18 protein-coding genes are annotated in these 26,492 nt (G+C 68.9%); 5 read left to right on the top strand and 13 right to left on the bottom strand.

From position 1 onward, the window contains the following. The first annotated feature begins 103 nt into the window (after window positions 1–103). Together CCN72_RS13115 and CCN72_RS13110 are read left to right on the top strand one after the other, a co-directional pair. Window positions 104–3,013, top strand: coding sequence for a signal recognition particle (locus CCN72_RS13115; RefSeq protein WP_143664092.1), 2,910 nt, complete (start codon window positions 104–106; stop codon window positions 3,011–3,013). Next, entirely contained in the window at window positions 3,010–5,922 is a 2,913-nt protein-coding gene (locus tag CCN72_RS13110; protein WP_086807675.1) for a pPIWI_RE module domain-containing protein, read from the top strand. The genes CCN72_RS13115 and CCN72_RS13110 overlap by 4 nt, the downstream gene beginning before the upstream one ends. A 356-nt stretch (window positions 5,923–6,278) precedes the next feature. Here the strand turns inward: CCN72_RS13110 and CCN72_RS13105 are convergent, their stop codons facing one another. From CCN72_RS13105 to CCN72_RS13095, 3 genes are all read right to left on the bottom strand, one after another. After that, window positions 6,279–8,834 (bottom strand): tetratricopeptide repeat protein, encoded by a 2,556-nt coding sequence (locus CCN72_RS13105; protein ID WP_143664091.1) that lies wholly within the window; start codon window positions 8,832–8,834, stop codon window positions 6,279–6,281. 1,882 nt (window positions 8,835–10,716) lie between these two features. Then, complete coding sequence (locus CCN72_RS13100) at window positions 10,717–12,045, bottom strand: class I SAM-dependent RNA methyltransferase (protein ID WP_086807673.1); 1,329 nt, start codon at window positions 12,043–12,045, stop codon at window positions 10,717–10,719. Window positions 12,046–12,203: 158 nt separating this feature from the next. Next, window positions 12,204–14,288: an APC family permease gene (locus CCN72_RS13095; RefSeq protein WP_086807672.1), complete on the bottom strand. Its 2,085-nt coding sequence runs from the start codon at window positions 14,286–14,288 to the stop codon at window positions 12,204–12,206. A gap of 430 nt (window positions 14,289–14,718) precedes the next feature. Between CCN72_RS13095 and CCN72_RS13090 the strand changes: the two genes are divergently transcribed. Together CCN72_RS13090 and CCN72_RS13085 are read left to right on the top strand one after the other, a co-directional pair. Further along, entirely contained in the window at window positions 14,719–15,390 is a 672-nt protein-coding gene (locus CCN72_RS13090) for a potassium channel family protein (RefSeq protein ID WP_037654174.1), read from the top strand. Further along, window positions 15,390–16,064, top strand: a complete 675-nt coding sequence (locus tag CCN72_RS13085; protein ID WP_085566956.1) for a potassium channel family protein — start codon at window positions 15,390–15,392, stop codon at window positions 16,062–16,064. Before CCN72_RS13090 ends, CCN72_RS13085 begins: the two co-directional genes overlap by 1 nt. Window positions 16,065–16,281: 217 nt before the next feature. Here the strand turns inward: CCN72_RS13085 and CCN72_RS13080 are convergent, their stop codons facing one another. The 7 genes from CCN72_RS13080 to CCN72_RS13050 all read right to left on the bottom strand — a co-directional run bounded on the left by CCN72_RS13080 (window position 16,282) and on the right by CCN72_RS13050 (window position 22,984). Then, window positions 16,282–17,079 carry a DUF3159 domain-containing protein gene (locus CCN72_RS13080; RefSeq protein WP_086807671.1) on the bottom strand — a complete coding sequence of 266 codons (798 nt, stop codon included), beginning with the start codon at window positions 17,077–17,079 and terminating at the stop codon, window positions 16,282–16,284. A gap of 3 nt (window positions 17,080–17,082) precedes the next feature. Further along, window positions 17,083–17,481, bottom strand: coding sequence for an OB-fold nucleic acid binding domain-containing protein (locus CCN72_RS13075; RefSeq protein ID WP_078967283.1), 399 nt, complete (start codon window positions 17,479–17,481; stop codon window positions 17,083–17,085). An 82-nt stretch (window positions 17,482–17,563) separates the two neighbouring features. Continuing rightward, window positions 17,564–18,277 carry a response regulator gene (locus CCN72_RS13070; protein WP_085566954.1) on the bottom strand — a complete coding sequence of 238 codons (714 nt, stop codon included), beginning with the start codon at window positions 18,275–18,277 and terminating at the stop codon, window positions 17,564–17,566. Further along, window positions 18,271–20,865 carry a sensor histidine kinase gene (locus tag CCN72_RS13065; RefSeq protein ID WP_086807670.1) on the bottom strand — a complete coding sequence of 865 codons (2,595 nt, stop codon included), beginning with the start codon at window positions 20,863–20,865 and terminating at the stop codon, window positions 18,271–18,273. The genes CCN72_RS13070 and CCN72_RS13065 overlap by 7 nt, the downstream gene beginning before the upstream one ends. Before the next feature lie 193 nt (window positions 20,866–21,058). Then, on the bottom strand, window positions 21,059–21,823 hold the full coding sequence (locus CCN72_RS13060) for a DUF3710 domain-containing protein (RefSeq protein ID WP_085566952.1): 765 nt from the start codon (window positions 21,821–21,823) through the stop codon (window positions 21,059–21,061). A 1-nt stretch (window position 21,824) separates the two neighbouring features. Further along, the gene (gene dut / locus CCN72_RS13055; protein WP_232988206.1) at window positions 21,825–22,403 is read right to left on the bottom strand and encodes a dUTP diphosphatase; all 579 of its coding nucleotides are present in this window, start codon (window positions 22,401–22,403) and stop codon (window positions 21,825–21,827) included. After that, window positions 22,400–22,984, bottom strand: a complete 585-nt coding sequence (locus CCN72_RS13050) for a PaaI family thioesterase (RefSeq protein ID WP_086807669.1) — start codon at window positions 22,982–22,984, stop codon at window positions 22,400–22,402. The genes dut and CCN72_RS13050 overlap by 4 nt, the downstream gene beginning before the upstream one ends. Before the next feature lie 81 nt (window positions 22,985–23,065). Between CCN72_RS13050 and CCN72_RS13045 the strand changes: the two genes are divergently transcribed. Continuing rightward, entirely contained in the window at window positions 23,066–23,548 is a 483-nt protein-coding gene (locus tag CCN72_RS13045) for a DUF3093 domain-containing protein (RefSeq protein WP_086807668.1), read from the top strand. A gap of 84 nt (window positions 23,549–23,632) precedes the next feature. Here CCN72_RS13045 and CCN72_RS13040 read toward each other — a convergent pair whose 3' ends face one another. The 3 genes from CCN72_RS13040 to CCN72_RS13030 form a co-directional block, all read right to left on the bottom strand. Further along, on the bottom strand, window positions 23,633–24,547 hold the full coding sequence (locus CCN72_RS13040; RefSeq protein WP_202442221.1) for a hypothetical protein: 915 nt from the start codon (window positions 24,545–24,547) through the stop codon (window positions 23,633–23,635). A gap of 13 nt (window positions 24,548–24,560) precedes the next feature. Further along, window positions 24,561–24,857 (bottom strand): DUF4193 domain-containing protein, encoded by a 297-nt coding sequence (locus CCN72_RS13035; RefSeq protein ID WP_037654155.1) that lies wholly within the window; start codon window positions 24,855–24,857, stop codon window positions 24,561–24,563. Between the two features lie 402 nt (window positions 24,858–25,259). After that, window positions 25,260–26,492 (bottom strand): sensor histidine kinase (locus CCN72_RS13030; protein WP_107430096.1); only part of this gene is annotated, 1,233 nt, incomplete at its 5' end.

Here is a 26,492-nt window from a genome sequence, read left to right as displayed (position 1 = left end):
GACGACCCTGGCCCAGCTGAAGGCGACCGCCGAGTGGATGGACCGGAAACTGCTCGTCACGGACCCCCGCAAGTCCTGGGTCCAGCGCGTACGGCGTATCGAGTTGGACGTACTCGACTCCGCGCGATCGGCCTTCGGCTCGCTCGGCGAGAAGGACACGCTGTCCGTATCGGGCCTCTTCCATCTGGTGGGCATGGTCGGCGCCGGCAAGAGCACGCTGCGCGACGTACTCACCGTGGAGACCGTCCGGCAGGGGCGCAGAGTCACCATCGTCGTGGGCGACGTCGCCGAACAGATGAGGTTGGTGGAGCTGTTCCGCCGCCTGGAACTGAAGGTCGCACCAGTCCTGGGTACGTCCACCCGGACTCGGAACATCCAGCGTATGCACCGCAGGCTCACCAGCGCGGGCGCAGGCTCCCTGCTCAGCCACGAGGCCCGGCAATTCACCTACCTGAGCACCGCTTGCCCCCTTGACGCTCTGCGCGGCAGGGAGGCGTTGGAGCCACTCGACATCGCCGACTCCCCCTGCACCCGCCTCTACCCCGCGAATACCCGCAAGGAGGGCCGGGCGCAGGATGACGTACCGCCGGACGGCGCCGAACACGCTCCCACGAGCTCGCCCACAGCCGCTCCGGACGACGCAGACCATGACCGGATGGGCACTGCGGAAGGCTGCCCCTTGTGGGGCGCGTGTCCTCGTCATCGTGGTGCCCACGATCTGGTCGACGCCGACATCTGGGTGGCCAACCCCGCGAGTCTCGTCTACGGGCTGACACCCCGACACCAGAATCGGGAGCGAGCCCGGTTCCTGGAGGTCGCCTGCGTCCGCAGCGACCTGATCATCGTGGACGAGGCCGACCGGGTACAGATGCAGCTGGACACCATGTTCGTGCCCTCGGCGACCCTGGTCGGGCGGTCCCCGGATTCGTGGCTGGACGAACTCCAGACCCACACCACCGACGAGTTCGCGCGATACGGACGCCTTCAGCTGTCCGACGCGGACGTGGACCGCTGGTCCTCGTCCCTGACCGCCTCGATCGCCGCCACCAACAGGCTGTACTCGATGCTGATGCGTCACTCCAGCTTGCAACGATGGATCAGGGACGACTACTTCAGCTCATGGACACTGCAGCAGAAGTTGCTCGACGATTGGTTCCCGAAGCCGTCTGCCCCCGACGCCCCGGACCAGGACGACGAGCCCGACATCGACTTCGAGGAGGAGTCCCGCGAGGAGGCCGATCTCGACGAGCAGCCGGACGACGATCCCGGTACGGAGTCCGGGACCGTGGGGGAACCCGAGGACGCGGCCGACGCGAGGCGCACCGCCGTCACGGAGATGCTGGACACCTTCCGGGACGACCCCCTCGGCGGGGAGGGGACGGATGATCCGGAACTCACCGACCTGGTCGCCCTGGCCCGCGCGCTTCTCCACACTTTGGATGAGGAGACCACCCGCCTCCAGGCCGGCGCCACGCTCACCCGGCTCTCAGGGCTCGCTCCCGGAACCGACGCGGAAATGCGCCGCAGGACCCTGCGTTTCGAATTCACCGTGCTGGTTTGCATCCTGCAACAACGCCTCGATGTCATCACAGAGTTGTGGCCGACAGTGGAGACCGCGCTCAACCTGGAATCGACCGACAACCAACTCGCGCGTCGGCCGCCGCTCGATTACGGCCCGCTCCTTCCAGAGTCCCCCATGGGCAACATTCTGGGGTTTCAGCTTCTCACCGAGAATCTGGACGCCACGAGAGGCTCCGCAGGAGCCGAACTCCGGTTCTTTCGCTGCACCGGCGTGGGTCGCGCCTTGCTCACCGGGCTGCACCGGATCACCGCACTCGACGGCAGCCCGACTGCTCACGTACTCCTTATGTCTGGGACCAGTTGGGCCGGTACGGCGGCGGGAGCACACGTGCTCGCCCCGGTCAGGGCCATTCTGAAGATTTCGCCCAAGGAGCACCGCGCACTGCTTCAGACCACTTTCCGCAAGGTCTTCGTCCCTGGACCTGATGGGCGCCCCCTACACCTCTCCGGCACCCGCCCCGACCTGCGTCCCAAGGTCCTCGAGCTGATGCTCGACGGGCTTGCCCGCCCCCGTGAGGGGCAGTTCGAGAGCACGCTTGAGGAAGAACTGAGACTGATCCCAAGCACCCGCCGGAAGCGCCTCCTGCTTCTCGTCGGCTCCTACGACGAGGCCCGCCGGGCCTTCGAGGTCCTCGAAGGCATCCCTCGTTGGAAGGGCAGGGTGTGCAGACTCATCCCGGACGACGCCGAGTTGGAGGTGTCCTTCGGCGGCGTCGACCCGGGTGAGCCCCTCGCGTCAGCCCAGTCCATGACGCTGCGTCGCGGCGATGTCTCAGCCTTCGGGACCATGGACGCCCAGATCCTCATCGCCCCGCTCATGTCCGTGGAACGGGGCCACAACATTCTCAACGACGCCGGTCAGGCGGCCATCGGCTCGGTACTCTTCCTCGCCCGCCCCCATCCCCGCCCGTACGATATCGGTATCGCGGTCCAGGGCATCAACAGCTGGGCCATGCGTCTGATGGCCAACGGCGAATTCGACAGGCTGGTCGCCTCCGCTCCCGATCTCGACACCGCGGGACGGTCATTCCGCCGCGAGGCCCGGATCCGTTGGAAGCACCTGCTGACTCGCAGGATGGCCTGGCGGGAGCTGAACGACGAGGACAAGGTCGCCTTCACCTGGGATCGGCTCGTGGTGATGTGGCAGGTCATCGGGCGTCTGGTACGTGGTGGGGTCCCGGCCCGCGTGGTCTTCGTGGATTCCCGATTCGCTGAGCGGGAGGCCGCCGGCCGAGGGCCCGACGACTTCCGCACCGGTCTGCTCGCCAGCCTGCTCCATGTCCTTGCCCCGTATTTCGACGAGGACGGTCCGCACACACCGGCCGACCGGCATTTGGTGAAAATGCTCTACGAGCCCCTCTACCAGGCACTGGGAAACCTCCCTCCGTACCGGCCGGATGCTCCGCGCCGCACCACTCGAGGAGCCGCATGATCCGCTACGACGCCATCCGCCTCGCCCGCTACACCCCAGTCGCAGAGGCCGCTTGGACCGTCGCTTACCAAACGTTGTCCCTTCCCGAATTCCATCGCAAGCGTCTCCTCGATCTGTACCGGCTGGGACTGCGGAGACCGGGCACCTGCCACGCCGTGCCGGTCGGACGCTTGAACGCACTCCTCCAGGCACTGGCCCCCGAAGTGGTGTCGGTGGCGAAATGGATCGACGTCACCCGGGACGAGCCTTGGCTCTATGCCCGCACACCGATTCCCCAGGACGTCCTTTCAGCATTGCTGACCACCTGGGTACAGGACCTGCGGCCAGAACCCGAGCATCGCCTGGAGGTACGCAAAGCGCTACGTGATCTGCGGTTCGGCGAACTGCAATGGGAGAAACAGGATGTCCCCATGCTCTCCAGGACCACGACGCCGAGCGGCACGGCCGTTCCGGAGGACCGGCTCTACCAGCTGTTGCCCGACGCGATCGCCGACATGGTGCTGGGACGTCCGGACCCGTTCACCTACCAGGGCGGCTCTCTCACCTTTCGCGGGGTGGCTCGTCGACCCTCCGACCGGGGCGCCGAACTGCTCTCCTGGCCTCCCGATCGTTACGACGACCAGAACGGAACGGTCTGGTGGTTCTCGGCGCTGCTGACCGTGACACTCCAGACCGTCCCCTTCTCCCCGGCCCCCCAGATCCATGTGCGCTCCGGAGTCCGGCGATGGGCGACTCGTACCGGCCGAAACGGCCTGTACCTCCCGCCCCGTCGAGCGGCGTCCGTCTATCTGCTCGCAGACGCCCCATGGATCGGTGACGGTCAGGAAGGCCGGCCCGCCGCCCGCTTCTCCGTGGGACGCCTCGCTTACGACCACACAGTCGGCGCCCGGATCTGGGAGTCCGGTGGCCCGAACGGCATGCTCACCCGGTTACGACTCCGTCGGCCGCTCCCGGAACCGGGCGAGCTCCTGCGCAGCCCGGTGGACTGGCTGGAACGGACGGGGCCTGTCGCCGCCGCGGTGGTGCACAGCACGTCGATGGGCTCCCACGGCGTAAAACCTGGGCTCATGCCGGGCGACCGTGTACCGCTTATGGAGTGGTTCGAACAGGCACTGCCCGAAGGCCTGGTCCGGGCACCCGACCAGGTACGGGCGGACCGCTACCTGAACTCGCGACGAAGCACGCGGAAGAGTCAGAAGGGGCCCGAGGCCCGGGACGCGGAGGAGACTGCGGCCCTGCGCCGAGAAGTGGCCGGCGCCCTCGAAGGCGAGCCATTGCGACTGGAGTTCCTCTGGCTCACCCAGCCCAACCGGGATGCCGGCGTGCTCGCCCTCCGGACCGTGCTCGGCCTCCCGGAGAAGGTGGACGTCACACGGCAGGGCCAGACAGGGGACGGAACAGACGAGACCCTCTCCTGGCAAACTCCCGAGCTGACGGTAGAGCTACACCTGACCGCCGTCGGTGAACTCGCCGACGGCCTGTCATTCCCTGCCGACGGCCATGTGCGGACCAGCGTGCTGCGCACCGCTCTCGCGGCTCGCCGTGAGCAGGTCGTGCGTCGGCTGCCCGAGGCTCCGGCCAAAAACCGGGTCACGCTGGCACTTGTCGAGATCCACCACAAGGACGCGTACTCACCACGCTCGGCCGACCCCAAGTTCGCCCTGCGGTTGGGATTCAGAGACGCCGGACGGGTGACGCAGTTCGTGGTGAATCCCCGGCTAGCGGCCTCCAGATTCTCGAACGCCGAGACGACTCGGGCGAAGAAGTTCGAGGCCTGTTGGATGGACGGCCTGCGCCAACTCGGCCATCGCGCCGTGCCCGACCACCGTCTCGGCCCGGTCGTCCCGGACGATATGCAGTACGCAGCACTGTGGCTGGTGAGACGGCGGCGCGATGGACCGACCCGGCAGGCAGACCTCGTGCCGATCGCCGTACGCATCCGCCCCACCGCGCCTGCCATCGAACGGATCACCGGCTGGGACTACCGGTCTGGCGCATGGGTGCCGTACGCCGAGCTTCTGATTCGCCTGGCGGAATCCGCCGAACTGCCCACGGCGGAGGACAGCGTGGAGTCTTCCGAGTGGAACACGGATGATCCGTCCGAGCCGGGCAACCTGGACGACGCAGAAGAAGACACCGGCTTCGAGGGTGGCACGGCCCCGGGCAGTCGTATCGAACGGCGCCGCAGTGCTCTGGCGTCCACGATCCAGGAGATCCTGTTCAACCTACGCGACCGCTCCACACTTCTACTGCTTCACGCGCAGAACACCCGGCAACTGTGGCCGTGGTTGCAGAACAGCCACATTCAGCCGGATGTGATCCAACTGCACGGCCAACAGGCGCAGCGAGTCGCCCTTCAAGGCCCCGGCCTCCGCGTGGTCCGTGTCCGGGACCATTCCGGCACTGAAACACCCCAATGGTGGGGCCACGGGGAGGACGCCGAGGCCGACACCGGCACGAAGAACAGGAGGTTCGGCATCCCGACCGGCCTGTGGAAGCCACCCGGCTGCGACCAACGGCATCGGGTGTTCGGCAGCACGAGCGAGAAAGCGGGCCCCGGTTCAGGGGTATCCGTCAAGGCATCGCGCTGGGCTCTGCGCTCTTACGCTCACGGTGAGAAGACCGGCATCACCATCGACACCGGCAAATTGGCCTGGAACCCCGCCTTTCTGGAGATCACCGTCGCCGCAAGCGGCCCCGAAGACGATCCCGAACTATGGGCGGCTCTCACTCATCGGCTGCGCCAGTCTCCCGGTCGTGATCCTCTGCTCGCTCTGCCTCTCCCCCTCCACCTGGCCCGCAAGGCCTCCGAGTACGTCCTCCCGACCACCCAGGACCAACCATCAGAGCCGGACGATGACGACGGAGCTGTACAGCTCTCGTTCGACCTCGGAGCGATCACATCATGAACGCTCCAGCTCCACTGGACACACCGGACCTCCACATCACGTGAGCCCATACCCATGTCCCCCCGGCGGGCCCGGTCACGAGCCCGCCGACAACCTCGTTCGCCACGGCTCGCTCCGATTTTCGGTGGATGCACAACTCGCCGACTCCACCCTCACCAAGGAAGCCCCGGCCGCCGTCACCTGTTCCGGGCTCAGCTCATCCTGCGAGACTTGCCCTCGTACAACAGGTGATCGGGACGTGCCATTCCGGAACAGGCAGTCCCGGGCCCAAGCCTTCTCGCCACGCTCCAGGACGAATTCGCTTCGCTCGCCATGTGAAGTGTTCACGGCGCTCCGCCGACAGAGGAGAGACCGCCTCACCGCAACTTCTCCAGGCGGTCCCGTACCTCCCGCGTGCCGTCGCCGCCCATGCGCTCGCGCAGCACGAGGACTCGTTCCAGAGCTTGCACCGCCTCGTGCGAGCGGCCGACCGCCACCAAGGCATCGGCGTAGCGCCACAGGAGCTTGCTCTCGTCATGCCAATGTTCCAGTTCGCGGAAGATCTCATACGCCTGCCGGTACAGGTTGAGCGCCTCGGTCCGCTCGGAACGGGAGAGACGGATCTCAGCGAGGGTGTACAGCACGTCAGCCTTGCCCCTCGGATCAGCCGCCCCGACCACGCGAAGGGCTTCCTCGCACAGACGGAGCGCTTCGTCGTCCTCCCCTCGGTCGTGATGAAGGGTGCCGATGCCGTTCAGCGCCGCCGCCTCGCCACTGGGGTCGGGCAGCATCCGGTACAGCTCCAGAGCCTCTCTGTGGTGTCCCTCCGCCGCTGCTCCATTCCCCTGCTTGCGGAGAGTGAGGGCGAGCGTGTGAAGGGAACGGGCAAGGCTCAGCCGACCGCTCTCACTGTCGTCCTGCCTGCTCAGCAGTACAGCCCGCTGCAATTGAGCCGCGGCCATCTCGAACTCTTCCAGCCGCCAGTGAGTGCCGGCCAGCATGCGGTAGACCATGGCACAGTCCACGGGAGCAGCAACGCCCTCGGCCGCCTCTCTGGCAGACGCCAGCCCGCGCAGCGCGTCGCCCAGGCGGTGGCGGCACCACTGATAGGTGACCAACGCCATCGGCAGCAGCCATGTGTAGAGCTCCAGCCCCTTTTGGTAGGCCAGTTGAATACCAAGCTGGACGGCGTCGTACTCGGCGTCCAGCAGGGTCATGGCATGTGCGAGGTTTTCGGGCACGCACACGCGCACTGCGTCCGGGTCACCGACAGGAAGTGTCCGATACCGGTCGAGCAGCCTGTCGCAGGCTCGGACATTCTGCAACTGGTGTTCCAGGACCTGCCGTACAGTGGCCTCTTCGAAATCCCTCCGTGGCCCGTCGACGCCTGGATCGATCTCGTGGCGCGCGAAGGCGCGTACCAGGTCGTGAAGGCTGTAGCGGTCCGATCGGAACTCCACCAGACTGGCTGCCACGAGTTCCTCCACGGCCCGGTCGGCACGGGTCGGCTCACCTGCCGGGTCGAGGTCCATAACGGCGTCCCAACAGATACTGGGGCCGGGGTGAACTGCCAACTGCCATAGAAGACGGCGTGCCGCATCGGACAGCGCACGTTCGGAGCAGGCCAGCGCCATCCGCACTGACAAATCCTCTTCGGGGAAATGCAGGACATCCAGTTTGTCCTTCTCCTCCCTGAGGTCGCGCACGAGGGCGCTGATGCCCTGTAGCGAGCGGTGCTCGAGCCGCCGGGCGACCACCGTGAGTGCCAGCGGGTGACGATCACACAACTCGACCAGTTCGCTGACGAAATAGCGACGGGCTTCCTGTTCCGGTGCGTGAAGGCGCTCCAGAAGAATTGCGGCGGCGGCGTCGTCGCCCAGCGAGCCCACCGTGCAGAAGTGCGCGTCCTGCCCGGCGCCCAGTTCCCCGAGGGCCTTGCGGCTCGTAACGATCACCGCGCTGGCGCCGCAGCCTGGCAACAACGGACGAACCTGCGCGGCATTCACCGCGTCGTCGAGCACCATGAGCACCGACCTGTCGGCCAGCACCGTACGCAGGGCGGCGCTCTTGCCGTCCAGGCCCGTCGCACGGGTACGAGGCGACAAGGCCGCCAGGAACTGGTCCAGAATCTCCTCGGGGTCGGCAGGCGTCACATCGCCGCCGGCGAATCCTCGGAGATTGTTATGAAGAACCCCGTCCGGGAATCTGTCCCGCAATGCGTCCGCCAGCCGGAGTGCCACCGTGCTCTTCCCGATGCCGGCCAGCCCCCTGAGCACGATCAACGTCGGCCTGTTCGCATCTTGTCGCTCCTTCACGACCTCTTGGAGATCACGAATCAACGCGTCACGCCCGAAGGGTCTCAGCTTGCCCGGGGGTAACTGGTTCGGAACAGGCCGAAGGGACGTTCCGCGTGTACGACGCGGAGTACCACGCAGCTCGTAGATGACGTCCTGCAGGTCGGAGTTCGGGTCAGGAGCCCCGTAGCGCTTCACCCACCGCTTGATCAGTCTTTCCCGCGCCACGTGCCCCAACTCCCGGCCATGGACAGCCAGATAGAACCCAAAGATCCAGTCTCGCTCCGGTATGCGTTCAAAAAGTTTCGCCGTCTCCGCACGCAGCCATTTCTCTTCATCGGCCTCCAGTGCCGCCTCCAACTGGGAATGGACAGCATCCATCCATTCCTCTCGCAAGTCAGACTTTCGCGTCCCGAACGTTTCATCTGGCAATCCGCACAACGGCTCACTATCGGACCATTCCTCCAACGCGGCACACAGTTGCTCGAACTTTTCCACCGGCGGAAGGCGAGCGGCCTTCCGCACCCCTGCACGAAAACGAAAAAGATCGACACTCTCATCCGGAATGACAATCGAACAGATCCCCGACTTGATCCGCGGGACGACTCGCTCCCCCAACTCCTCTCTCAGATCCGACATGACCCGATACACGCGGTCCCGCGAATATCTCGTGCCGGCCCAAAGAGCCTCGGAGACTTCCCCGGTTGTACACCGGCACCCTGGCGATGTCACCAGTAGTCCGAACAGCGCAGCCGCCTTCCCAGCGCCGGAAATCCCTTCACCGTTTGATCCTTCTACACGGATCAGGCCGAGTACGCGCCCCTCCACGCTCTTTCCCCTCCCACACACCTCAAGCAGTCACCGCCACCTGAACGGCACTCCTGATTCTGCGCGTGTCCGGAGCACCTTCTACACCCTCGGGCCCGTGCACGACTTCAGATCAGGCTCAGATCTCCCTCAGATTCGGGGCCACGGCACTCCACGCCGGCCGGGCACGATGGCGTCAGCCGCTCGCCGCGCAAGGCGATGTCGGCCCCCACCCATCGAAAGGTCACACCCATGACCAACCGTCAGCACAGCCGCCGGGGAAGCCGTCTCTTGCAGTCCGGAGGCTTCCCTCCCACCGAGCGCCGAACCGCGCGCAAGGGACAGCCCCAGAGCGTCACGACGCCGCCGGCCGCGGCGTCGGTTCCGCCGTCGAAGACCGGCTGAGACACCTCGGCACTGTGACCACATCCCTACTCATCGGCATCCGGGTCACTCCCGGATGCCGAGGGAGAACAGTAATGAACTGTCCGCTGTCCCGCGGTGCGTTCGCCGCAGTCATCCGCCACTTCGAGAATCCTCACTTCAACGAAGGAGTACTACCGACTGCCACCACAGAGAAGAACGGCGAACCGATCCAGTCGTGTCCCCCCGGAGCCCATGACGCGCTGTACGGTCCAAACGCCGACGCACAGATCGCCACAACGGTGTGGCAGCAGACACTCCGAGCGGCCGGCGCTGAAGTCACACTGCAGGGTCCCTGGCAGCTCCTGGCGATCTGGTTGGCCCCACCACGGTTGAGCGGCACGGCCTATCGAATCTGCGATCGGGTGCACATCGACCGATCCGGCGTAGAGGCGGAGATGGCCCTTGCTCTGCTGGAAGAACTGCGGACCATGGATCCCGAATCACCGTGCCCGGTCGAGGCTTTGATCAGAACAGCATGCGGCAGCGGCTGGCACTTCGCCCGCGCGGCAGCACGAGAGGCTGCTCCTTCCGCCTACTTGGAGGAGATCGCGGGGGAGGACCACCGCGCGATGACGGGCAGACTCACCGACCACTCGGCACCGCACACAGACTTCGAACCGGAGGTTATCCGTCCTGGAGGGGCGGCCGATCTGAACGCGTCACCACACGTCCAGGCATCCACAACACAGTGGGGAGAGGAAGTACTCGATAGCCTGACCGATCGCCTCAGGCCGAACGAAGTCGTCGGGCATGCCCGACGCTCCAGGCGAAGGCGACCCATCGGCGCTCTGCCACTACGGCGTCGTACCAGGCGGCGGTGAAACGCCCAGGTGTCAGGCAGCTCAGCTTCACCGACGCCGACTGGTCCGTGAAAGCGCCTTCCCCTGTTCCGTCATACGCGTCGGCCGTCAATACCGGATTGCGACGACTGAGTCGACGCGCCTCCTGGAGATGGAGGAGGAGCCCCTGTACACCGTCGAACTCGAAAGAGATCCGGGCCCTTCACCGGCCCACTTGAATCCGTAGCAGCGACTCGGACAGCCCGACACGGTACGTGTGGGCTCAAGGTCTTCACCTCGGGCCCCCACGTACAGGCGCACATATGAGTCCCTCGGGAAGACGGACGGGAACGCCGATTCTGACAAGACTCCGAGATCCGAGCACATCACGACGGCACAGTCGGCCGTCCTTCTTGCGGTCGACAGGTTCGAGGAGGCCGCAGCCACAGCGCGGGTCGGAGCCACTTCTCCCCAGGCAGCACTAGGTCGGGCCGCCCGGAAGCCGCAGGTCAGGAACCCTTCGCGGCCGGTTCGAGGATCGCCACACACTCCACATGATGCGTCATCGGAAACAGATCGAACGCCCGCAGCATCCGCACCCGATACCCGTTCTCCCCGAAATACCCCAGATCCCGCGCCAGCGCCGCCGGATCGCACGCCACGTAGGCGATGCGGCGCGCCCGCAGGGACGCGAGGTGCTTCACCGTGTCGCGGCCGGCGCCCGCGCGGGGTGGGTCGAGGACGATCAGGTCGACCTCGGTGATGCCCGTGCGCGGGAGGACGGATTCGACCTTGCCCTGTTCGATGCGGACGCGGGGGAAGTCGGCCAGGTTGTGGCGGGCGTCCTCGACCGCGCGTTTACCGGACTCGATGCCGAGGACCGCGCCCTTGTCGCCGAGGCGGTCGGCGAGGGCGCCGGCGAAGAGGCCGGCGCCGCAGTAGAGGTCGAGGGCCATCTCGCCCTTGCGCGGCAGCAGGCCCTGCATCACCGCGGTGACGAGGGTGTCCGCCGCCTTCGGGTGGACCTGCCAGAAGCCGCCGGCGCCGACCCGGTGGGTGCGGCCGTCCGCGCGCTCGCGGACGAAGGGGCGGCCGTGCACGCGGTGCACGCCCCCGGACTTCTCGTCGACCCGCATGACCGAGACCGGCTTGTCCAGCTCGACCAGGGGCAGGCGGCCGCCCGGACGCGGGGTGAGGATCACCTGGCGGTCCTGGGAGCCCGTCGCCGCGATCGCCTCGACCGACTCCATGCCGGCCCACTCGTGCTTCTCGATGCCCAGCTCCGACACACCGGGCGCCGCGATCATGCAGTGGTCGATGCGCTCGACCTCGTGCGAACGGTGCCGGCGCAGACCGGCGTGGCCCTCGGCGTCGACTGCGTACTGCACCCGGGTGCGCCACTGCGGCACCTCGCCGGCGGGCAGCTTGTCGCCCTCGGCCGGGACCACCGTGCCGTCCCAGCCGGCCTCCTCGGGGGTGAGGCCCGCGAGCCGGCGCAGCTGCTCGGCGAGCACGTCCGCCTTCAGCCGGCGCTGGGCGCCCGGCTTGGCGTGCTGCCAGTCGCAGCCGCCGCAGCGGCCGGGCCCGGCGAAGGGGCAGGGCGCCTCGATGCGGTCCTTGGACGCCTCCAGGACGCGTACGGCGTCCGCGCGCAGGAAGCGGGCGCCCTCCTCGCCCTCGGTCACCTTCGCCACCACGCGCTCGCCGGGCAGCGCGTGCCGGACGAAGAGGACCTGGCCCTCGGCGGTACGGGCGATGCAGTGGCCGCCGTGGGCGACGGGGCCGATCTCGACCTCGTACTCCTCGCCCACCAGAGACGTGGTCGGTTCTGCCTGCATGGTGGGTGGCTCCAGAGGATCGGGTTCGCGACGGAGGACGGCAAAGAAGCAGACGAGCTGCGGAGACGGGTCCGGGGCGGTCGAGCGCAGCCCGGTGGACCGACAACAGCCCACCAGTCTACGGCCTCGCCGCCCCGGTCCCGTACCCCGGTGCCTCGTCAGTCCTTCGCGGACGAGCCCGACGAACCCGACGACCCCGACGGCTCCGACGGCTCCTTGGGCCGCTCCCCCGCCGGGCCGCGGCGGACCGCGCCGGGCGCGCTCCACTCCTGGCGCCTGCGGGCCCGCATCTTGGCCGCCTCGGAGGAGGCCAGCTGGTAGGGCACGGAGGTGACCATCACACCGGGCGTGAACAACAGGCGGCCCTTGAGGCGCAGGGCGCTCTGGTTGTGCAGCAGGTGCTCGTACCAGTGGCCGACCACGTACTCGGGGATGATCACGGAGACCGCGTCCCGCGGGGACTCCTTGCGCAGGCCCTTGACATACTCGATCACCGGCCGGGTGACCTCGCGGTACGGCGAGTCGAGGACCTTCAGCGGTACGTCGATGCCGCGCCGCTCCCACTCCTCGCGCAGCGCCTTGGTCTCGGCCGGGTCCACGTTGACGGTGAGCGCCTCCAGGCTGTCGGAGCGCATCAGCTTGGCGTAGGCCAGGGCCCGCAGGGTCGGCCGGTGGATCTTGGAGATCAGCACCACGGAGTGCACACGGGAGGGGCGGACCAGGTCGTCGTCCGGCTCCTCGGGCGCGGCGATCTCCTCGGCGACGCGGTCGTAGTGCTTGCGGATCGCGGTCATGGTCGCGAAGAAGATGCACATGCCCAGCAGGGCCACCCAGGCGCCGTGCGTGAACTTGGTGACCAGGACGACGACCAGCACCAGGCCGGTGAGGAAGGCGCCGAAGGTGTTGATCGCCCGCGAGCGCATCATGTGGCGCCGCTTGGCCTGGTCCTTCTCGACCGCCAGGTGGCGGTTCCAGTGCCGGACCATGCCGGTCTGGCTCAGCGTGAAGGACACGAACACGCCGACGATGTAGAGCTGGATCAGACGCGTGGAATCGGCACCGTAGATCACGGTCAGCAACGCGGCGGCGCCGGCGAGCAGCACGATGCCGTTGGAGAAGGCGAGCCGGTCGCCGCGGGTGTGCAGCTGGCGGGGCAGGTAGCGGTCCTGGGCGAGGATCGAGCCGAGCAGCGGGAAGCCGTTGTACGCGGTGTTGGCCGCGAGGAACAGCACCAGCGCGGTGGCGGCCGCAAGCAGCACGAACAGGAAGCTGCCCTTGCCGAAGACCGCCTCGGCGACCTGGGAGATCACCGGGTTCTGGACGTAGCCGGAGCCGATCGGGTGGCCGTTGTGCAGCAGGTCGGTGGCCGGGTTCTCGGCCATGCGCACCTTGGTCGTCGCGGCCAGGGCGATGATGCCGCAGAACATGGTGACGGCCAGCAGGCCCATCGCCGCGAGCGTGCTCGCCGCGTTCTTGGACTTCGGCTTGCGGAAGGCCGGGACGCCGTTGGAGATGGCCTCGACGCCGGTCAGGGCGGCACAGCCGGAGGAGAAGGCGCGCAGGAGCAGGAAGACCAGCGCGAAGCCCGCGAGGCCCTGGTGCTCGGCCCTGATGTGGAAGTCCGCGGTCGGCGCCCGCATGGTGTCGCCGAGCACCAGGCCGCGGAACGCGCCCCACAGGATCATGATGAAGACGCCGCCGACGAACACGTACGTCGGGATCGCGAAGAGCTTGCCGGACTCCTTGACGCCACGCAGGTTCATCAGCGTCAGCAGGACGATCACGACGGTCGCGCAGAGCACCTTGTGCTCGACCACGAACGGGACGGCCGAGCCGAGGTTCTCGATGCCGGAGGCGATGGACACCGCGACCGTCAGCACGTAGTCCACGAGCAGCGCGCTCGCGACGGTGAGGCCCGCCTTGGGGCCGAGGTTGGTGGTCGCCACCTCGTAGTCGCCGCCGCCGCTCGGGTAGGCGTGCACGTTCTGGCGGTAGGAAGCGACCACGGTGAACATCAGCACGACGACCGCGACAGCGATCCAGGGGCTGAAGTGGTACGCCGACACGCCCGCGATGGACAGGACCAGCAGAACCTCCCCCGGCGCGTAGGCGACGGAGGACAGCGGGTCGGAAGCGAAGACGGGCAGTGCGATGCGCTTGGGCAGGAGGGTTTCCCCCAGCCGGTCACTGCGCAGTGCGCGCCCGATCAGGATCCGTTTGGGCACGTCGGTCAGTTTGGACACGAGAGAGGATCGTAAGCCTTCGAACTGGCAGCCGCCCACCCTGTCCGCAATATCTTCCCCATGGGTGAACTCGGCGGTGGAGTGATGTACGGATTCCGTGGCACGGGCCCGGGTCGTGCCTAGATGGCAAACCCCGTCTGTCACCGACCCGTGGAGGCCCCATGCCGCCGACCGCTGAGCTGATCGGGGCGGTGCTCGCCCTGGCCGGCCTCGGAATCCTGACCGTGTGCAGCGTGCGCAGCATCACTCGAAGACGAGCGGATGAGCCTCTATGAGGCCCTCTGAGCCCGTCTGAGCCCCTCTGAGCCCGGTGCGCGGGCGCTACCCGGGCACGGGGGTGCCCGGTGAGGGTGATGCGTGTGTAGCTTGGGCGACAGTCTGAGAACCTGTTCAGGCCAAGCCAACGACTCTTGACATCGGAAGGACGGTCGTGCACATCGTCATCATGGGCTGCGGGCGAGTAGGCTCCGCTCTCGCCCAGACCCTGGAGCAACAGGGGCACACGGTCGCCGTGATCGACCAGGACCCGACCGCCTTCCGTCGGCTGGGACCGGGATTCGGAGGCCGCCGGGTCACCGGAGTCGGCTTCGACCAGGACACCCTGCGCGAGGCGGGGATCGAGGAGGCGGGCGCCTTCGCGGCCGTCTCCAGCGGCGACAACTCCAACATCATCTCCGCGCGGGTCGCGCGCGAGATGTTCGGCGTGGAGAACGTGGCCGCCCGTATCTACGACCCCCGGCGCGCCGAGGTCTACCAGCGTCTCGGTATCCCGACCGTGGCCACGGTCCGCTGGACCGCCGACCAGATGCTGCGCCGGCTGCTGCCCTCCGGGGCCGAGCCGCTGTGGCGCGACCCCACCGGCGGGGTGCAGCTCGCCGAGGTGCACGCCTCCCCGAAGTGGGTCGGCCACAAGATCAGCAAGATGCAGGAGGACACGGGCGTCCGGGTGGCGTTCCTGACCCGGCTGGGAGAGGCGATCCTGCCCACCTCCCAGACGGTGCTCCAGGAGGGCGACCTCGTGCACGTGATGATGCGGACGGACGACGTGGAAGCGGTCGAGGCGGCGTTCGCCGGGGGCCCGGAAGAAGAGGGCGGTCACTGATGAGGGTCGCCATTGCCGGAGCCGGCGCCGTCGGCCGCTCGATCGCGGGCGAGCTGCTGGAGAACGGCCACGAGATCCTGCTCATCGACAAGGCCCCGACCGCCATCTCGGTGGAGCGGGTGCCGCAGGCCGAGTGGCTGCTGGCCGACGCCTGCGAGATCACGTCCCTGGACGAGGCGGCGCTCCAGCGCTGCAATGTGGTGATCGCCGCCACCGGTGACGACAAGGTCAACCTGGTGGTGTCACTGCTCGCCAAGACGGAGTACGGCGTCCCGCGTGTCGTCGCCCGGGTCAACAACCCCAAGAACGAGTGGCTGTTCAACGAGGCGTGGGGCGTGGACGTGGCCGTCTCCACCCCGCGTCTGATGTCCGCCCTGGTCGAGGAGGCGGTGAGCGTCGGCGACCTGGTACGGCTGCTGCGCTTCAGCCATGGCGACGCCAACCTCGTGGAGCTGACGCTGCCCGAGGAGTCGGCCCTGGCCGGCACCCAGGTCGGGGACGTGCGCTGGCCCGAGGACACCTCGCTGGTGACCATCATCCGGGGCACCCGGGTGCTGACGCCGTCCCGGGATGACTCCCTGGAGCCGGGCGACGAGCTGCTGTTCGTGGCGGCTCAGGCCCGGGAGGAGCAGCTGGAGGAGCTGCTGTCGGTGCGCAAGCGCGAAGAAGGCTGACGGACCGGAGCGGACGGGCCTGAGGGCCCTGAGCACGCGCAAGGGCGCCCTTGGTGACAAGGGCGCCCTTCGTCGTCGTGACGACCGTCCACGGCAGGAGCATCGCTGCCGAGCGTCCACGGTGCGGACCACGGCTACCGACCGTCTACGGTGCGGAGCGCATCCGCCGACCGTCCACGGCGCGCGGCACAGCCGCCGACCGGCTACGGCACCGCGCTCACGCCTGCCTGCGATGGCGGCCCGGCATGGCCTCGGGCTCGCCGCTCTCCGCGGCCAGCGCGGCCTTGCGCTCCTTCTCCGCCTTCTCGGCCTGCTCCTCGGCCTCCATCTCCGCGAAGACGTCGATCGGCGCGGGCGCCTTGGCGAGGAAGACCCAGGTGAGCCAGACGGCCAGCAGGAAGGGCGGGATCTTCAGGGCGACGAGGACCCAGCCGAGCCGGGTGGTGTCGGACCACCAGTACAGCGGGAAGAGGATCGCGCACTTGGCGAGCAGGATCAGGCCCCAGGCCCAACTCGACTTCGCGTAGGCCTTCTTGCGGCCCGGGTTACGGGTGCGCCAGGAGAGGTTCTCCTTGAAGACCGGGCCCAGCACGACACCGATCAGCGGCACCCCGAGGAGGGTGGTGACGATGTAGGCGAGCGCCAGGCCCAGCGTGTAGAGCATGCCGGGGAGGTAGAAGTCCTTGGCATTGCCGGTGAACATGGCGAACACCACGCCGAAGACCACGCCGAACACACCGCTGAAGGCGTGCTTGACGGTGTCCTTCATGGCGAGCCGGACCACGACCAGCACCAGGGAGACGGCCAGCGCGGCGATCGCCGAGATGTGCAGGTCCTTGTTGACCGTGAAGATCGCGACGAACAGCAGGCCCGGCACGACCGTCTCGACCATGCCGCGGACGCCGCCGAACGCCTCGAACAGCGCCGCCTCCGTCACCGCACGGGCGTCGCCTTCGCCGGACTCGCCGGGCGGGGTCTGGTCGGTGTCTTCGGTCGGCTTGTCGAGGGACGTCACCGGCTACTCCCGTCCGAGGGGTCGCAGTTCGTACTTCGGATTGAACAGCACCCGGCGGCCTCGGCTCAGCGAGATCCGGCCCGATGCGATCAGCTTGCGCCCCGGTTCTATGCCCACGATGGAACGCCTGCCGAGCCACACCACGTCCAGCGCCGCGGAGCCGTCGAACAGCTCGGCCTCCAGGGCCGGGACTCCGGCGCGCGGACGCAGGGTGACCGTGCGCAAGGTACCAGTTACGGTGACGATCTGCCGGTCCTGGCAGTCGCCGATCTTCGTACAACCCGCCGTCTCGGCGTCCTCGCGCAGCTCCTCGGACTCCAGGTCCTCCTGGGACGTGGAGAGCCGGTCGAGCATGCGCCGGAACCGGCCGGCCGGCTTTTCTGAACGAGGAACAGCACTCATATCTGAAGCGTACCGGGGCCCGCCGACAGCGCCGTATCCCCGCTCACACTTCCCCGGTACGCGCCTCTTCGCCCATCGAAACTCACTTCTCGAACCGATACCCCATCCCGGGCTCCGTGATGAAGTGCTTCGGGTGCGAGGGATCGGCCTCCAGCTTGCGCCGCAACTGCGCCATGTAGACGCGCAGATAGTTCGTCTCCGTCCCGTACGAGGGCCCCCACACCTCCTGGAGGAGCTGCTTCTGGCTGACCAGGCGCCCTGTGTTGCGGACCAGCACCTCCAGGAGATGCCATTCCGTGGGGGTGAGCCGGACGTCGCGCCCGCCGCGGTGCACCTTCTTGGCGGCCAGGTCGACGGCAAACCCCTCGGTTTCCACGGTGGTGACATCGTCCTCGCCGGCGCCGACCGGCTCGGCGCGGCGCACGGCGGCGCGCAGCCGGGCCAGCAGCTCGTCCATGCCGAAGGGCTTGGTGACGTAGTCGTCGGCGCCCGCGTCCAGGGCCTCGACCTTCTCGTCGGAGGAGTGGCGGGCGGAGAGCACCAGGATCGGCACCCGGGTCCAGCCGCGCAGGCCCTTGATCACCTCGACGCCGTCCATGTCGGGCAGGCCCAGGTCGAGGACGACGACGTCGGGGTGGCGGGAGGCGGCGAGATCGAGGGCGGTCCTGCCGTCGGCGGCCGCGTCGACGTCGTACTTGCGTGCCTTGAGGTTGATCACGAGGGCGCGCACGATCTGCGGCTCGTCGTCGACCACGAGGACCCGCGTGGGGGTGCGGTCCCCGCTCGGGCTCAGCATAGGGTCTGCCTTTCTGGTTCCGCGCTGCCCGGCCCACCGTGGGCCGGGGCGGGGGTGGACGCCGCTTCGGGGGACTCCGTGACCGGCTGCCGCCCGTGGATGCTGCGCAGGCTCAGGACCATGGTGAGGCCGCCACCGGGCGTGTCCTCCGCGGTCAGGGTGCCGCCCATGGCCTCGGCGAAGCCCCGGGCGACCGCGAGGCCGAGCCCGACGCCCGCGCCGCGCGGGGCGTCGCCGTAGCGCTGGAAGGGTTCGAAGATACGGTCCTTGGCCGCGTCCGGCACGCCGGGGCCGCGGTCCACCACGCGGACCTCCACCCGGTCGGCGAGGGCGCTGGCGGAGACCAGGACGCGCCGGCCGCCCGGGCTGTACTTGACGGCGTTCTCCACCAGGTTGGCCACCGAGCGCTCCAGCAGCCCGGGGTCGGCCAGGATCATCGGCAGGGTCTCGGGCACGTCCAGGTCGACGCTGTCCTCCGGGACGCCGCCCAGGGCCATCGGTACGACCTCGTCCACGTCGATCTCGCGGATCAGCGGGGTGACGGTGCCGGTCTGGAGGCGGGACATGTCCAGGAGGTTGCCGACGAGGTGGTCGAGCCGGTCGGCGCCCTCCTCGATGCCCTCCAGGAGCTCGGCGCGGTCCTCCTCGGACCAGTCGACGTCGGCGGAGCGCAGCGAGGAGACGGCGGCCTTGATCCCGGCCAGCGGGGTGCGCAGATCGTGGCTGACGGCGGCCAGCAGGGCGGTGCGGATGCGGTTGCCCTCGGCGAGCGTCCGGGCCTGGTCGGCCTCCTCCTGGAGACGTCTGCGGTCGAGGACGACGGCGGCCTGGGCGCCGAAGGCGGCGAGCACCCTGCGGTCCTCGGCGGGCAGCACCCGGCCGGTCAGGGCGAGCGCCATGTGGTCGCCGACGGGCATGTCGACGTCGGCGTCCTCGGGGCGCTCCAGGACGGGCCCGAAGCCGGCACGGCCCGCGCAGGTCCACGGTTCGACGTCGCTCTGCCGCTCCAGCAGGGCCGCCGACTCCATGGCGAAGGTCTCCCGGAGCCGCTCCAGCAGCTCCTCCAGGCTGGTCTCGCCGCGCAGCACGTTGCCGGCCAGGAAGGACAGGATCTCGGACTCGGCGCGCAGCCGGGCCGCCTGGTGGGTGCGGCGGGCGGCGAGGTCCACCACGGAGGCGACCGACACGGCGACGCCGAAGAAGATCACTATGGCGACGATGTTCTTCGGGTCGGCGATGGTCCAGCGGTGCAGCGGCGGTGTGTAGAAGTAGTTCAGCAGCAAAGAGCCGAAGGCCACCGAGGCGAGGGCGGGCAGCAGGCCACCGAGCAGGGCCGCCGCGACCGTGACGGCCAGGAACAGCAGCATGTCGTTGGCGAGGCCGATGTCGACGGTGTTCAGCAGCAGCGCGAGCACGGCGGGGCCCGCGACCCCCATGGCCCAGCCCGAGAGGATCCGGGTACGGCCGAGGCGGGCGCCGCGGGCCACGGGCAGTCCGCGGCCCTTGGCGACCTCCTCGTGGGTGACGATGTGGACGTCGAGGTCGGGGCCGGACTCCCGGGCGACGGTGGCGCCGACGCCGGGTCCGAAGACGTACTGCCAGGCCTTGCGGCGCGAGGAGCCGAGCACGATCTGGGTGGCGTTGACGCCGCGTGCGAAGTCCAGCAGCGCGGCCGGTATGTCGTCGCCGACCACATGGTGGAAGGTGCCGCCGAGGTCCTCCACGAGGGTGCGCTGGACGGCGAGTTCCTTCGGGGAGGCCGCGGTCAGCCCGTCGCTGCGGGCGATGTAGACGGCGAGCACCTCGCCGCCGGCGCCCTTCTCGGCGAGCCGGGCGGCGCGGCGGATGAGCGTACGGCCCTCGGGTCCGCCGGTCAGCCCGACCACGATCCGCTCCCGCGAACCCCAGATCTTGGAGACCCGGTGTTCGCTGCGGTACTGGTTCAGGTATTCGTCCACCCGGTCGGCGACCCACAGCAGCGCCAGTTCGCGCAGGGCGGTGAGGTTGCCGGGGCGGAAGTAGTTGGACAGCGCCGCGTCGACCTTGTCGGGCTGGTAGATGTTCCCGTGCGCCATCCGGCGGCGCAGCGCCTCCGGGGACATGTCGACCAGTTCGATCTGGCCGGCCCGCCGTACCACCTCGTCGGGGACGGTCTCGCGCTGGCGCACCCCGGTGATGGACTCGACCACGTCGCCGAGTGATTCCAGGTGCTGGATATTGACGGTCGAGATGACGTCGATCCCGGCGGCGAGCAGTTCCTCGACGTCCTGCCAGCGCTTGGCGTTGCGCGAGCCGGGGATGTTGGTGTGGGCGAGTTCGTCCACCAGGGCGATGGCGGGCGCCCTGCGCAGCACGGCGTCGACGTCCATCTCCCCGAAGACGCCCCCGCGGTACTCCAGCTCCTTGCGCGGCACCTGTTCGAGGCCGTGCAGCATCACCTCGGTGCGCGGACGCTCATGGTGCTCCACGAACGCCACGACACAGTCCGTACCGCGCTCGACGCGCCGATGCGCCTCGGCGAGCATCGCGTACGTCTTCCCGACCCCCGGCGCCGCCCCGAGATAAATCCGCAGCTTCCCGCGTGCCATGGCTCCATTGTCTTCCGCTCACCCCTGCCTACGCAGCGTCGACCTTACGGCCAACGATGGGGACAAACCGGACGGGGGCGGGCGTACGAGAGCACTTTGACGGAACCCTGATGGGCGGGGGGCTCCCGGTCCGCGCGCGGGCGCGAAAAACGGGCCGCACCTCGCGAAGGCGCGACCCGTCTGCTGGTGACCGTCAGCGGACTTCCGTGATCTCCGGACCCCGCTGGAGCTGTCCCATGCCCCCGGAGAACCGTGAACCCTCCTCCTGCTGGACCCCCTCGGGAACCATCTGGGCGTCGTTCGGCAGCTTGAGGACGATCGGGTCGCGGGGCGCCATCGGGCCCTCGCCGCGGACCACGACCGTGTCCCGGAAGATCTGCTCAAGGAGCCCGGCGGCCTGCGGCTGCACCGCGCCCTGGCCGGAGATCACACCGCGCAGGAACCAGCGGGGGCCGTCGACACCGACGAACCGCACCACCTGGAAGCCGCCGGTGCCGTCCGGCAGCTGCACCGGCACCTGGGCCCGCAGCTCCCAGCCGAGCGGACCCTCGACCTCGTCGATGATGCCGCCCTGCTGGGTGATCCCGGCCCCGATCTCCTCGCGGACCTCGCCCCAGATGCCCTCACGCTTGGGCGCGGCGAAGGCCTGGAGCTGGACGGCGCTGTCATTCAGGACGACGGTGGCGGCCACGATCGCGTCACCCGCGACCTCGACCCGCAGCTCCATGCCGTCCACGCCCGGCACGAACAGACCGCCGAGATCCACGCGGCCCTCGGCCGGGTCGCGTACCTCGGTGCTGTCCCACGGACCCTCGGGCCGCGGGCCGGGCTCCAGCCGGACGCGCTCGCGCTCGGCCTCCGCTTCCTCGTCCGCCTCGGTCTCGACGCTGTCGACGACCTGCTCGGCCTCGCCGGCCGCGTCCTCGGCGGCACCCTTCTTGTTGCGACGTCCGAACACGTCACTGTCCTTCCCGGTCGGATACGACCGAAGCGTATCGATTCCCACCCGTCGGGCCGCCCTCGGCGGACCGACCGCTTGTGCCGCTCTCGTCGCCCACCGCGGCATGGCCACCGGTGGACCCGAAGCCCCCTTCGGCCCGCGCGGAGCCGGGAAGCTCCGCGACCTCCTGGAAGCGGACCCTCTCGACCTGCTGGACGACCAGTTGGGCAATCCGGTCGAAGCGCTCGAACCGCACGCTCTCGCGCGGGTCGAGATTCACCACGATCACCTTGATCTCCCCACGGTACCCGGCATCAACCGTCCCTGGAGCATTCACCAGGGCGACACCGCAGCGGGCGGCGAGACCGGAACGTGGGTGCACGAAGGCCGCGTACCCCTCCGGGAGGGCGATCGACACTCCCGTGGGCAGAAGGGCCCGCTCACCGGGGGCCAGCTCGCACGCCTCGGTGGTGCGCAGATCGGCGCCGGCGTCCCCGGGGTGCTCGTACGCCGGAAGCGGTACGTCCGGATCCACGCGCCGGATCCGCACGTCCAGCGGGGGGCGGCCGGCGGGGCGCACGGGCTCCTGCGGGCTCACGGGTTCACCTCGAAGGCACGGGCCCGGCGGACCTGGTCGGGGTCGCTCATGGCGGCCTGGATCTCCTCCGGGCGGCCGTGGTCGATGAAGTGGTCGACCTTCACCTCGACGAAGAGGGCGTCGGCGCGGACGGCGACGGGTCCGTCGGGGCCGTCGAGGCGGCCGACGGCACGGGAGTAGATCTTCCGCCCGGCGACGGCGGTGACCTCGGCCGCGAGATGGAGTGTGGTGCCGACCGGGACGGGCCGCACGTAGTCGGTTTCCAGGCGGCCGGTCACGGCGACGGTCCGCAGCAGCCAGTTCAGCGAGCCCAGGGTCTCGTCCAGGGCGGTGGCCAGCACCCCGCCGTGCGCGAGGCCGGGAGCGCCCTGGTGGGCGGGCTGGACCGTGAACTCGGCGGTCAGGGCGACGCCCTCACCGGCCCGTGCCTCCAGGTGCAGCCCGTGGGGCTGCCCGGGGCCGCAGCCGAAACAGTGTTCGTAGTGGGCGCCGAGAAGGTCCCCGGGTGCGGGCGCGTCGGGGTGCCGTACCGGTTTCACCGCGTCGGCTGGGGGCTGAAGGCTTGCGGAACTACCACTCACGAGCGCAGACCTTACCCGCGCGTCGGCCTGTACAGGATCCCGCGCCGAGCTCGTACAGGAACGCGTGCCAAGCTTGGCTCCATGCAGCACTCCGCGACCCCGTACGAAGAACGCCTCACCGCCCCCCGCTCGTGGTGGCTGATCAGCTTTCTCGTGGGCGTCTCCTTCGCCCTGATCCTCTTCCCGTTCGGCACCCTGCCGATCCTGGGCGGCCTGGTCGGCGGTACGGCCGCGGCCGCGGTGGTCGCCAGCTCGTACGGATCTCCGCGCATCCGCGTGGTCGGCGACTCGCTGATCGCGGGCGAGGCGAAGATCCCGGTGTCGGCGCTGGGCGAGTCCGAGGTGCTGGACCCGGAGGAGGCCCGCGCCTGGCGCACGCACAAGGCCGATGTCCGCGCGTTCCTGCTGCTGCGCGCGTACATCCCGAGGGCGCTGCGGGTGATCGTCACGGACCCCGAGGACCCGACGCCGTACCTGTACCTGTCGACGCGTGAGCCGGAGCAGCTGGCGGCGGCGATCGAGGCGGCGCGCAAGGCGAACGCGCCCACTCCGGCGGAGAGCTAGGAACCGGCTCCTCGGGAAGTCCCGCGAAAGGGCCCAGGAGGGCCGGAGCAGGCCCGGGAAGGGCTCAGGGGGTCTCGGGGTGGGTCAGAGTCCCTTGTGAAGACCGCGCAGTCTCAGGGGCTTCGCAGGCTGTTCCAGGGGCGGCAGCTGCTCCAGCTCCTCCCAGGGCACCTGGATCTTGCGCAGGTCGGCGCGGACGCGGGCCGCGAGTCTTCTGGTGTCCCGGCGGTTCAGGACCGCCCCGACCGCGGCTCCCACCATGAAGGGCATCAGTGTGGGCATGTCCCGCACCATCCGCTTCATGATCTGCTGGCGCAGTTCGCGCTTCATGCGGCCGCCGAGGGCCGCGTCGTACGTCGACGGCTTCATCACGTCGATGCCGCGCTCCCCCGACCAGGAGGACAGATACGCGGTGCTGCGGACCTTGAGGTTGCCGGGCGGCCGGTGGCCGTAGACCTCGTGCAGTTCCGCGATGAGTTTCAGTTCGACCGCCGCGACCCCGGTGATCTCCGTGGCCAGTTCGGTCGGCAGGGCGGGCGGTACGGGCAGCATCGCCGCCGCGCCGACCCCGGCCCCGATGGTCGAGGTCCCGGCCGCGGCGCCCGCCACCAGCTTGTCGGCGAGTTCCTCGGGTCCGAGACCGGGGAACTGCCTGCGCAGGGTCGCGAGGTCGCGTACGGGCACCCGCGGGGCGATGTCGATGACACGGTCCGCGAGGTACGCCAGGCCCGCCCGAGCGCGGTCACCGCTCCTGCGGGCGCCTTCCCGGGCGATGACCCGGGCTTTGCCACCGATGACCCGTGCCTGTCGCCTGGCGATGGGCACGGGTCCTCGCTTCGGCACCGGATGGTCGGTCCGGTCCGCCGTCGGTTCGAGCGGGGCCCCCGTGTCCGGGGAGCCACGCTCGTCGTCACGCGCGCCGAGTGGGCCGTCGGGCGACCCTTGGTCCGCTTTCCGCAGGGAGAAGCGGCGCTTCCGGGGAGGGGTCGAGCCAGTCATGGCCGACCCGTCCTCAGTCGCAGTCGCGGCAGATCGGCTGACCGTTCTTCTCTCGGGCCAGCTGGCTGCGGTGGTGGACCAGGAAGCAGCTCATGCAGGTGAACTCGTCCTGCTGCTTCGGCAGCACCCGGACGGCCAGTTCCTCGTTCGAGAGGTCTGCTCCGGGCAGTTCCAGGCCCTCGGCGGCCTCGAACTCGTCGACGTCCACCGCGGAGGTGGTCTTGTCGTTCCGCCGGGCCTTCAGCTCTTCCAAGCTGTCCGAGTCGACGTCATCGTCTGTCTTGCGTGGAGTGTCGTAGTCGGTTGCCATATCGCTCTCCCCCTCTGGGTGTCTGCGGTGTCTCCAGCGCACGTAACGCGTGAGAGGCCGGACTTGTGCCCGACCTGAGGCGGAGATTTTGCCTCACATCAAGGGCTGTTACTCAATCGACACCCAACCCGATCCCTCAAGAGTGATCGGCTTGGATGGCGGTGAGGACCGTACACGCTTCGAATACCGCACCTCAAAGGCGCCTCATCGTGTACTTCCCGTGATCAAGAGCCCTGAAAACCAGGACTTTTCAGGCTTTCTGCCCTCTGTCATGATCACTGACCGTACATGGCCGGAAATCCGCCCATGTGATCGATCACACAAACAGAAGCCCATTCAGCCCCCGGAAAATTCCGCGTGAAGCGAACATCTCCCGCGTGTGTCGACGGAATGGGCAATGGATCACAGCGGAAGTGTCACACGCATCACGAGGCCACCGCCCTCGCGGGGTCGCGCCGCGATGTGCCCGCCGTGCGCCCTGGCCACGGACCGCACGATGGACAGGCCGAGACCGACGCCCTTGTCGCTGCCCGTGCGCTCGGTGCGCAGCCGTCTGAAGGGCTCGAAGAGGTTGTCGATCTCGTACGCCGGCACCACCGGACCGGTGTTCGAGACGGTGAGCACCGCCTGGCCGTGCTGGACCTCGGTGTCCACCTCGACCCAGCCCCCCTCGGCCACGTTGTACCGCACGGCGTTCTGTACGAGGTTCAGCGCGATGCGCTCCAGGAGCACGCCGTTTCCCTGCACCACCGCCGGTGCGCGCTCGCCGCGGATCTCCACGCCCTTGGCCTCCGCCTCGGAGCGGACCTGGTCGATGGCCTGACCGGCCACCTCCGCCAGGTCGACCGGTTTGCGCTCCACGATCTGGTTGTCGCTCCGGGCGAGCAGCAGCAGGCCCTCGACCAGCTGCTCGCTGCGCTCATTGGTGGCCAGCAGCGTCTTGCCGAGCTGCTGGAGCTCCACCGGCGCGCCCGGGTCGGAGAGATGGACCTCCAGGAGCGTGCGGTTGATCGCGAGCGGGGTGCGCAGCTCGTGCGAGGCGTTGCCGACGAAGCGCTGCTGGGCGGTGAAGGCCCGCTGGAGGCGCTCCAGCATCTCGTCAAAGGTGTCCGCCAGCTCCTTGAGCTCGTCGTCCGGGCCGTCCAGCTCGATCCGGCGGGACAGGTCGGAGCCGGCCACCGCGCGGGCGGTGCGGGTGATCCGGCCGAGCGGGGACAGCACCCGGCCGGCCATCGCGTAACCGAACGCGAAGGCGATCACGGCGAGACCCAGCAGGGCCAGCAGCGAGCGGCTGAGCAGGTTGTCCAGGGCGGCCTGGCGCTGGTGGTCCACGCACTGGCTGATCGTGTTGTTGAAGTCAGCCAGCGGCAGGCTGGTGGTGTTGATCGCGGGGCAGTTGTCGCTGGAGACCTTCAGCTCCTGGAAGCTGACGATCTTGAACAGCGGCTGGTTGCCGGTGCTGATGGCCTGCGCGGCGAGCAGGTAGATGATCGACAGCAGCAGGATGCCGGCGATCAGGAACATGCCGCCGTACAGCAGCGTGAGCCGTATACGGATCGTGGGCCGCAGCCAGGGGAAGGGCGGCTCCGGGCGCCGGGGGTCCCAGGTGGGCTTCGGGGGTGCCTGCGGGCTGTC

It is taken from the genome of Streptomyces murinus (genome assembly GCF_002154555.1).
GTDB lineage: Bacteria > Actinomycetota > Actinomycetes > Streptomycetales > Streptomycetaceae > Streptomyces > Streptomyces murinus.
The sequence above is the reverse complement of the archived record's forward strand: the minus strand, read 5'-3'. Positions and strand labels throughout refer to the sequence as shown.

What these genes read in the sequence shown, in the direction of transcription:
- CCN72_RS13110 (WP_086807675.1), top strand. Translation starts at nt 3,010, where the DNA reads ATGATCCGCTACGACGCCATCCGCCTCGCCCGCTACACCCCAGTCGCA.
- CCN72_RS13075 (WP_078967283.1), bottom strand. Translation starts at nt 17,481, where the DNA reads ATGAGTGCTGTTCCTCGTTCAGAAAAGCCGGCCGGCCGGTTCCGGCGC.
- CCN72_RS13085 (WP_085566956.1), top strand. Translation starts at nt 15,390, where the DNA reads ATGAGGGTCGCCATTGCCGGAGCCGGCGCCGTCGGCCGCTCGATCGCG.
- CCN72_RS13040 (WP_202442221.1), bottom strand. Translation starts at nt 24,547, where the DNA reads ATGACTGGCTCGACCCCTCCCCGGAAGCGCCGCTTCTCCCTGCGGAAA.
- CCN72_RS13100 (WP_086807673.1), bottom strand. Translation starts at nt 12,045, where the DNA reads ATGCAGGCAGAACCGACCACGTCTCTGGTGGGCGAGGAGTACGAGGTC.
- CCN72_RS13105 (WP_143664091.1), bottom strand. Translation starts at nt 8,834, where the DNA reads ATGTCGGATCTGAGAGAGGAGTTGGGGGAGCGAGTCGTCCCGCGGATC.
- CCN72_RS13065 (WP_086807670.1), bottom strand. Translation starts at nt 20,865, where the DNA reads ATGGCACGCGGGAAGCTGCGGATTTATCTCGGGGCGGCGCCGGGGGTC.
- CCN72_RS13070 (WP_085566954.1), bottom strand. Translation starts at nt 18,277, where the DNA reads ATGCTGAGCCCGAGCGGGGACCGCACCCCCACGCGGGTCCTCGTGGTC.
- CCN72_RS13045 (WP_086807668.1), top strand. Translation starts at nt 23,066, where the DNA reads ATGCAGCACTCCGCGACCCCGTACGAAGAACGCCTCACCGCCCCCCGC.
- CCN72_RS13035 (WP_037654155.1), bottom strand. Translation starts at nt 24,857, where the DNA reads ATGGCAACCGACTACGACACTCCACGCAAGACAGACGATGACGTCGAC.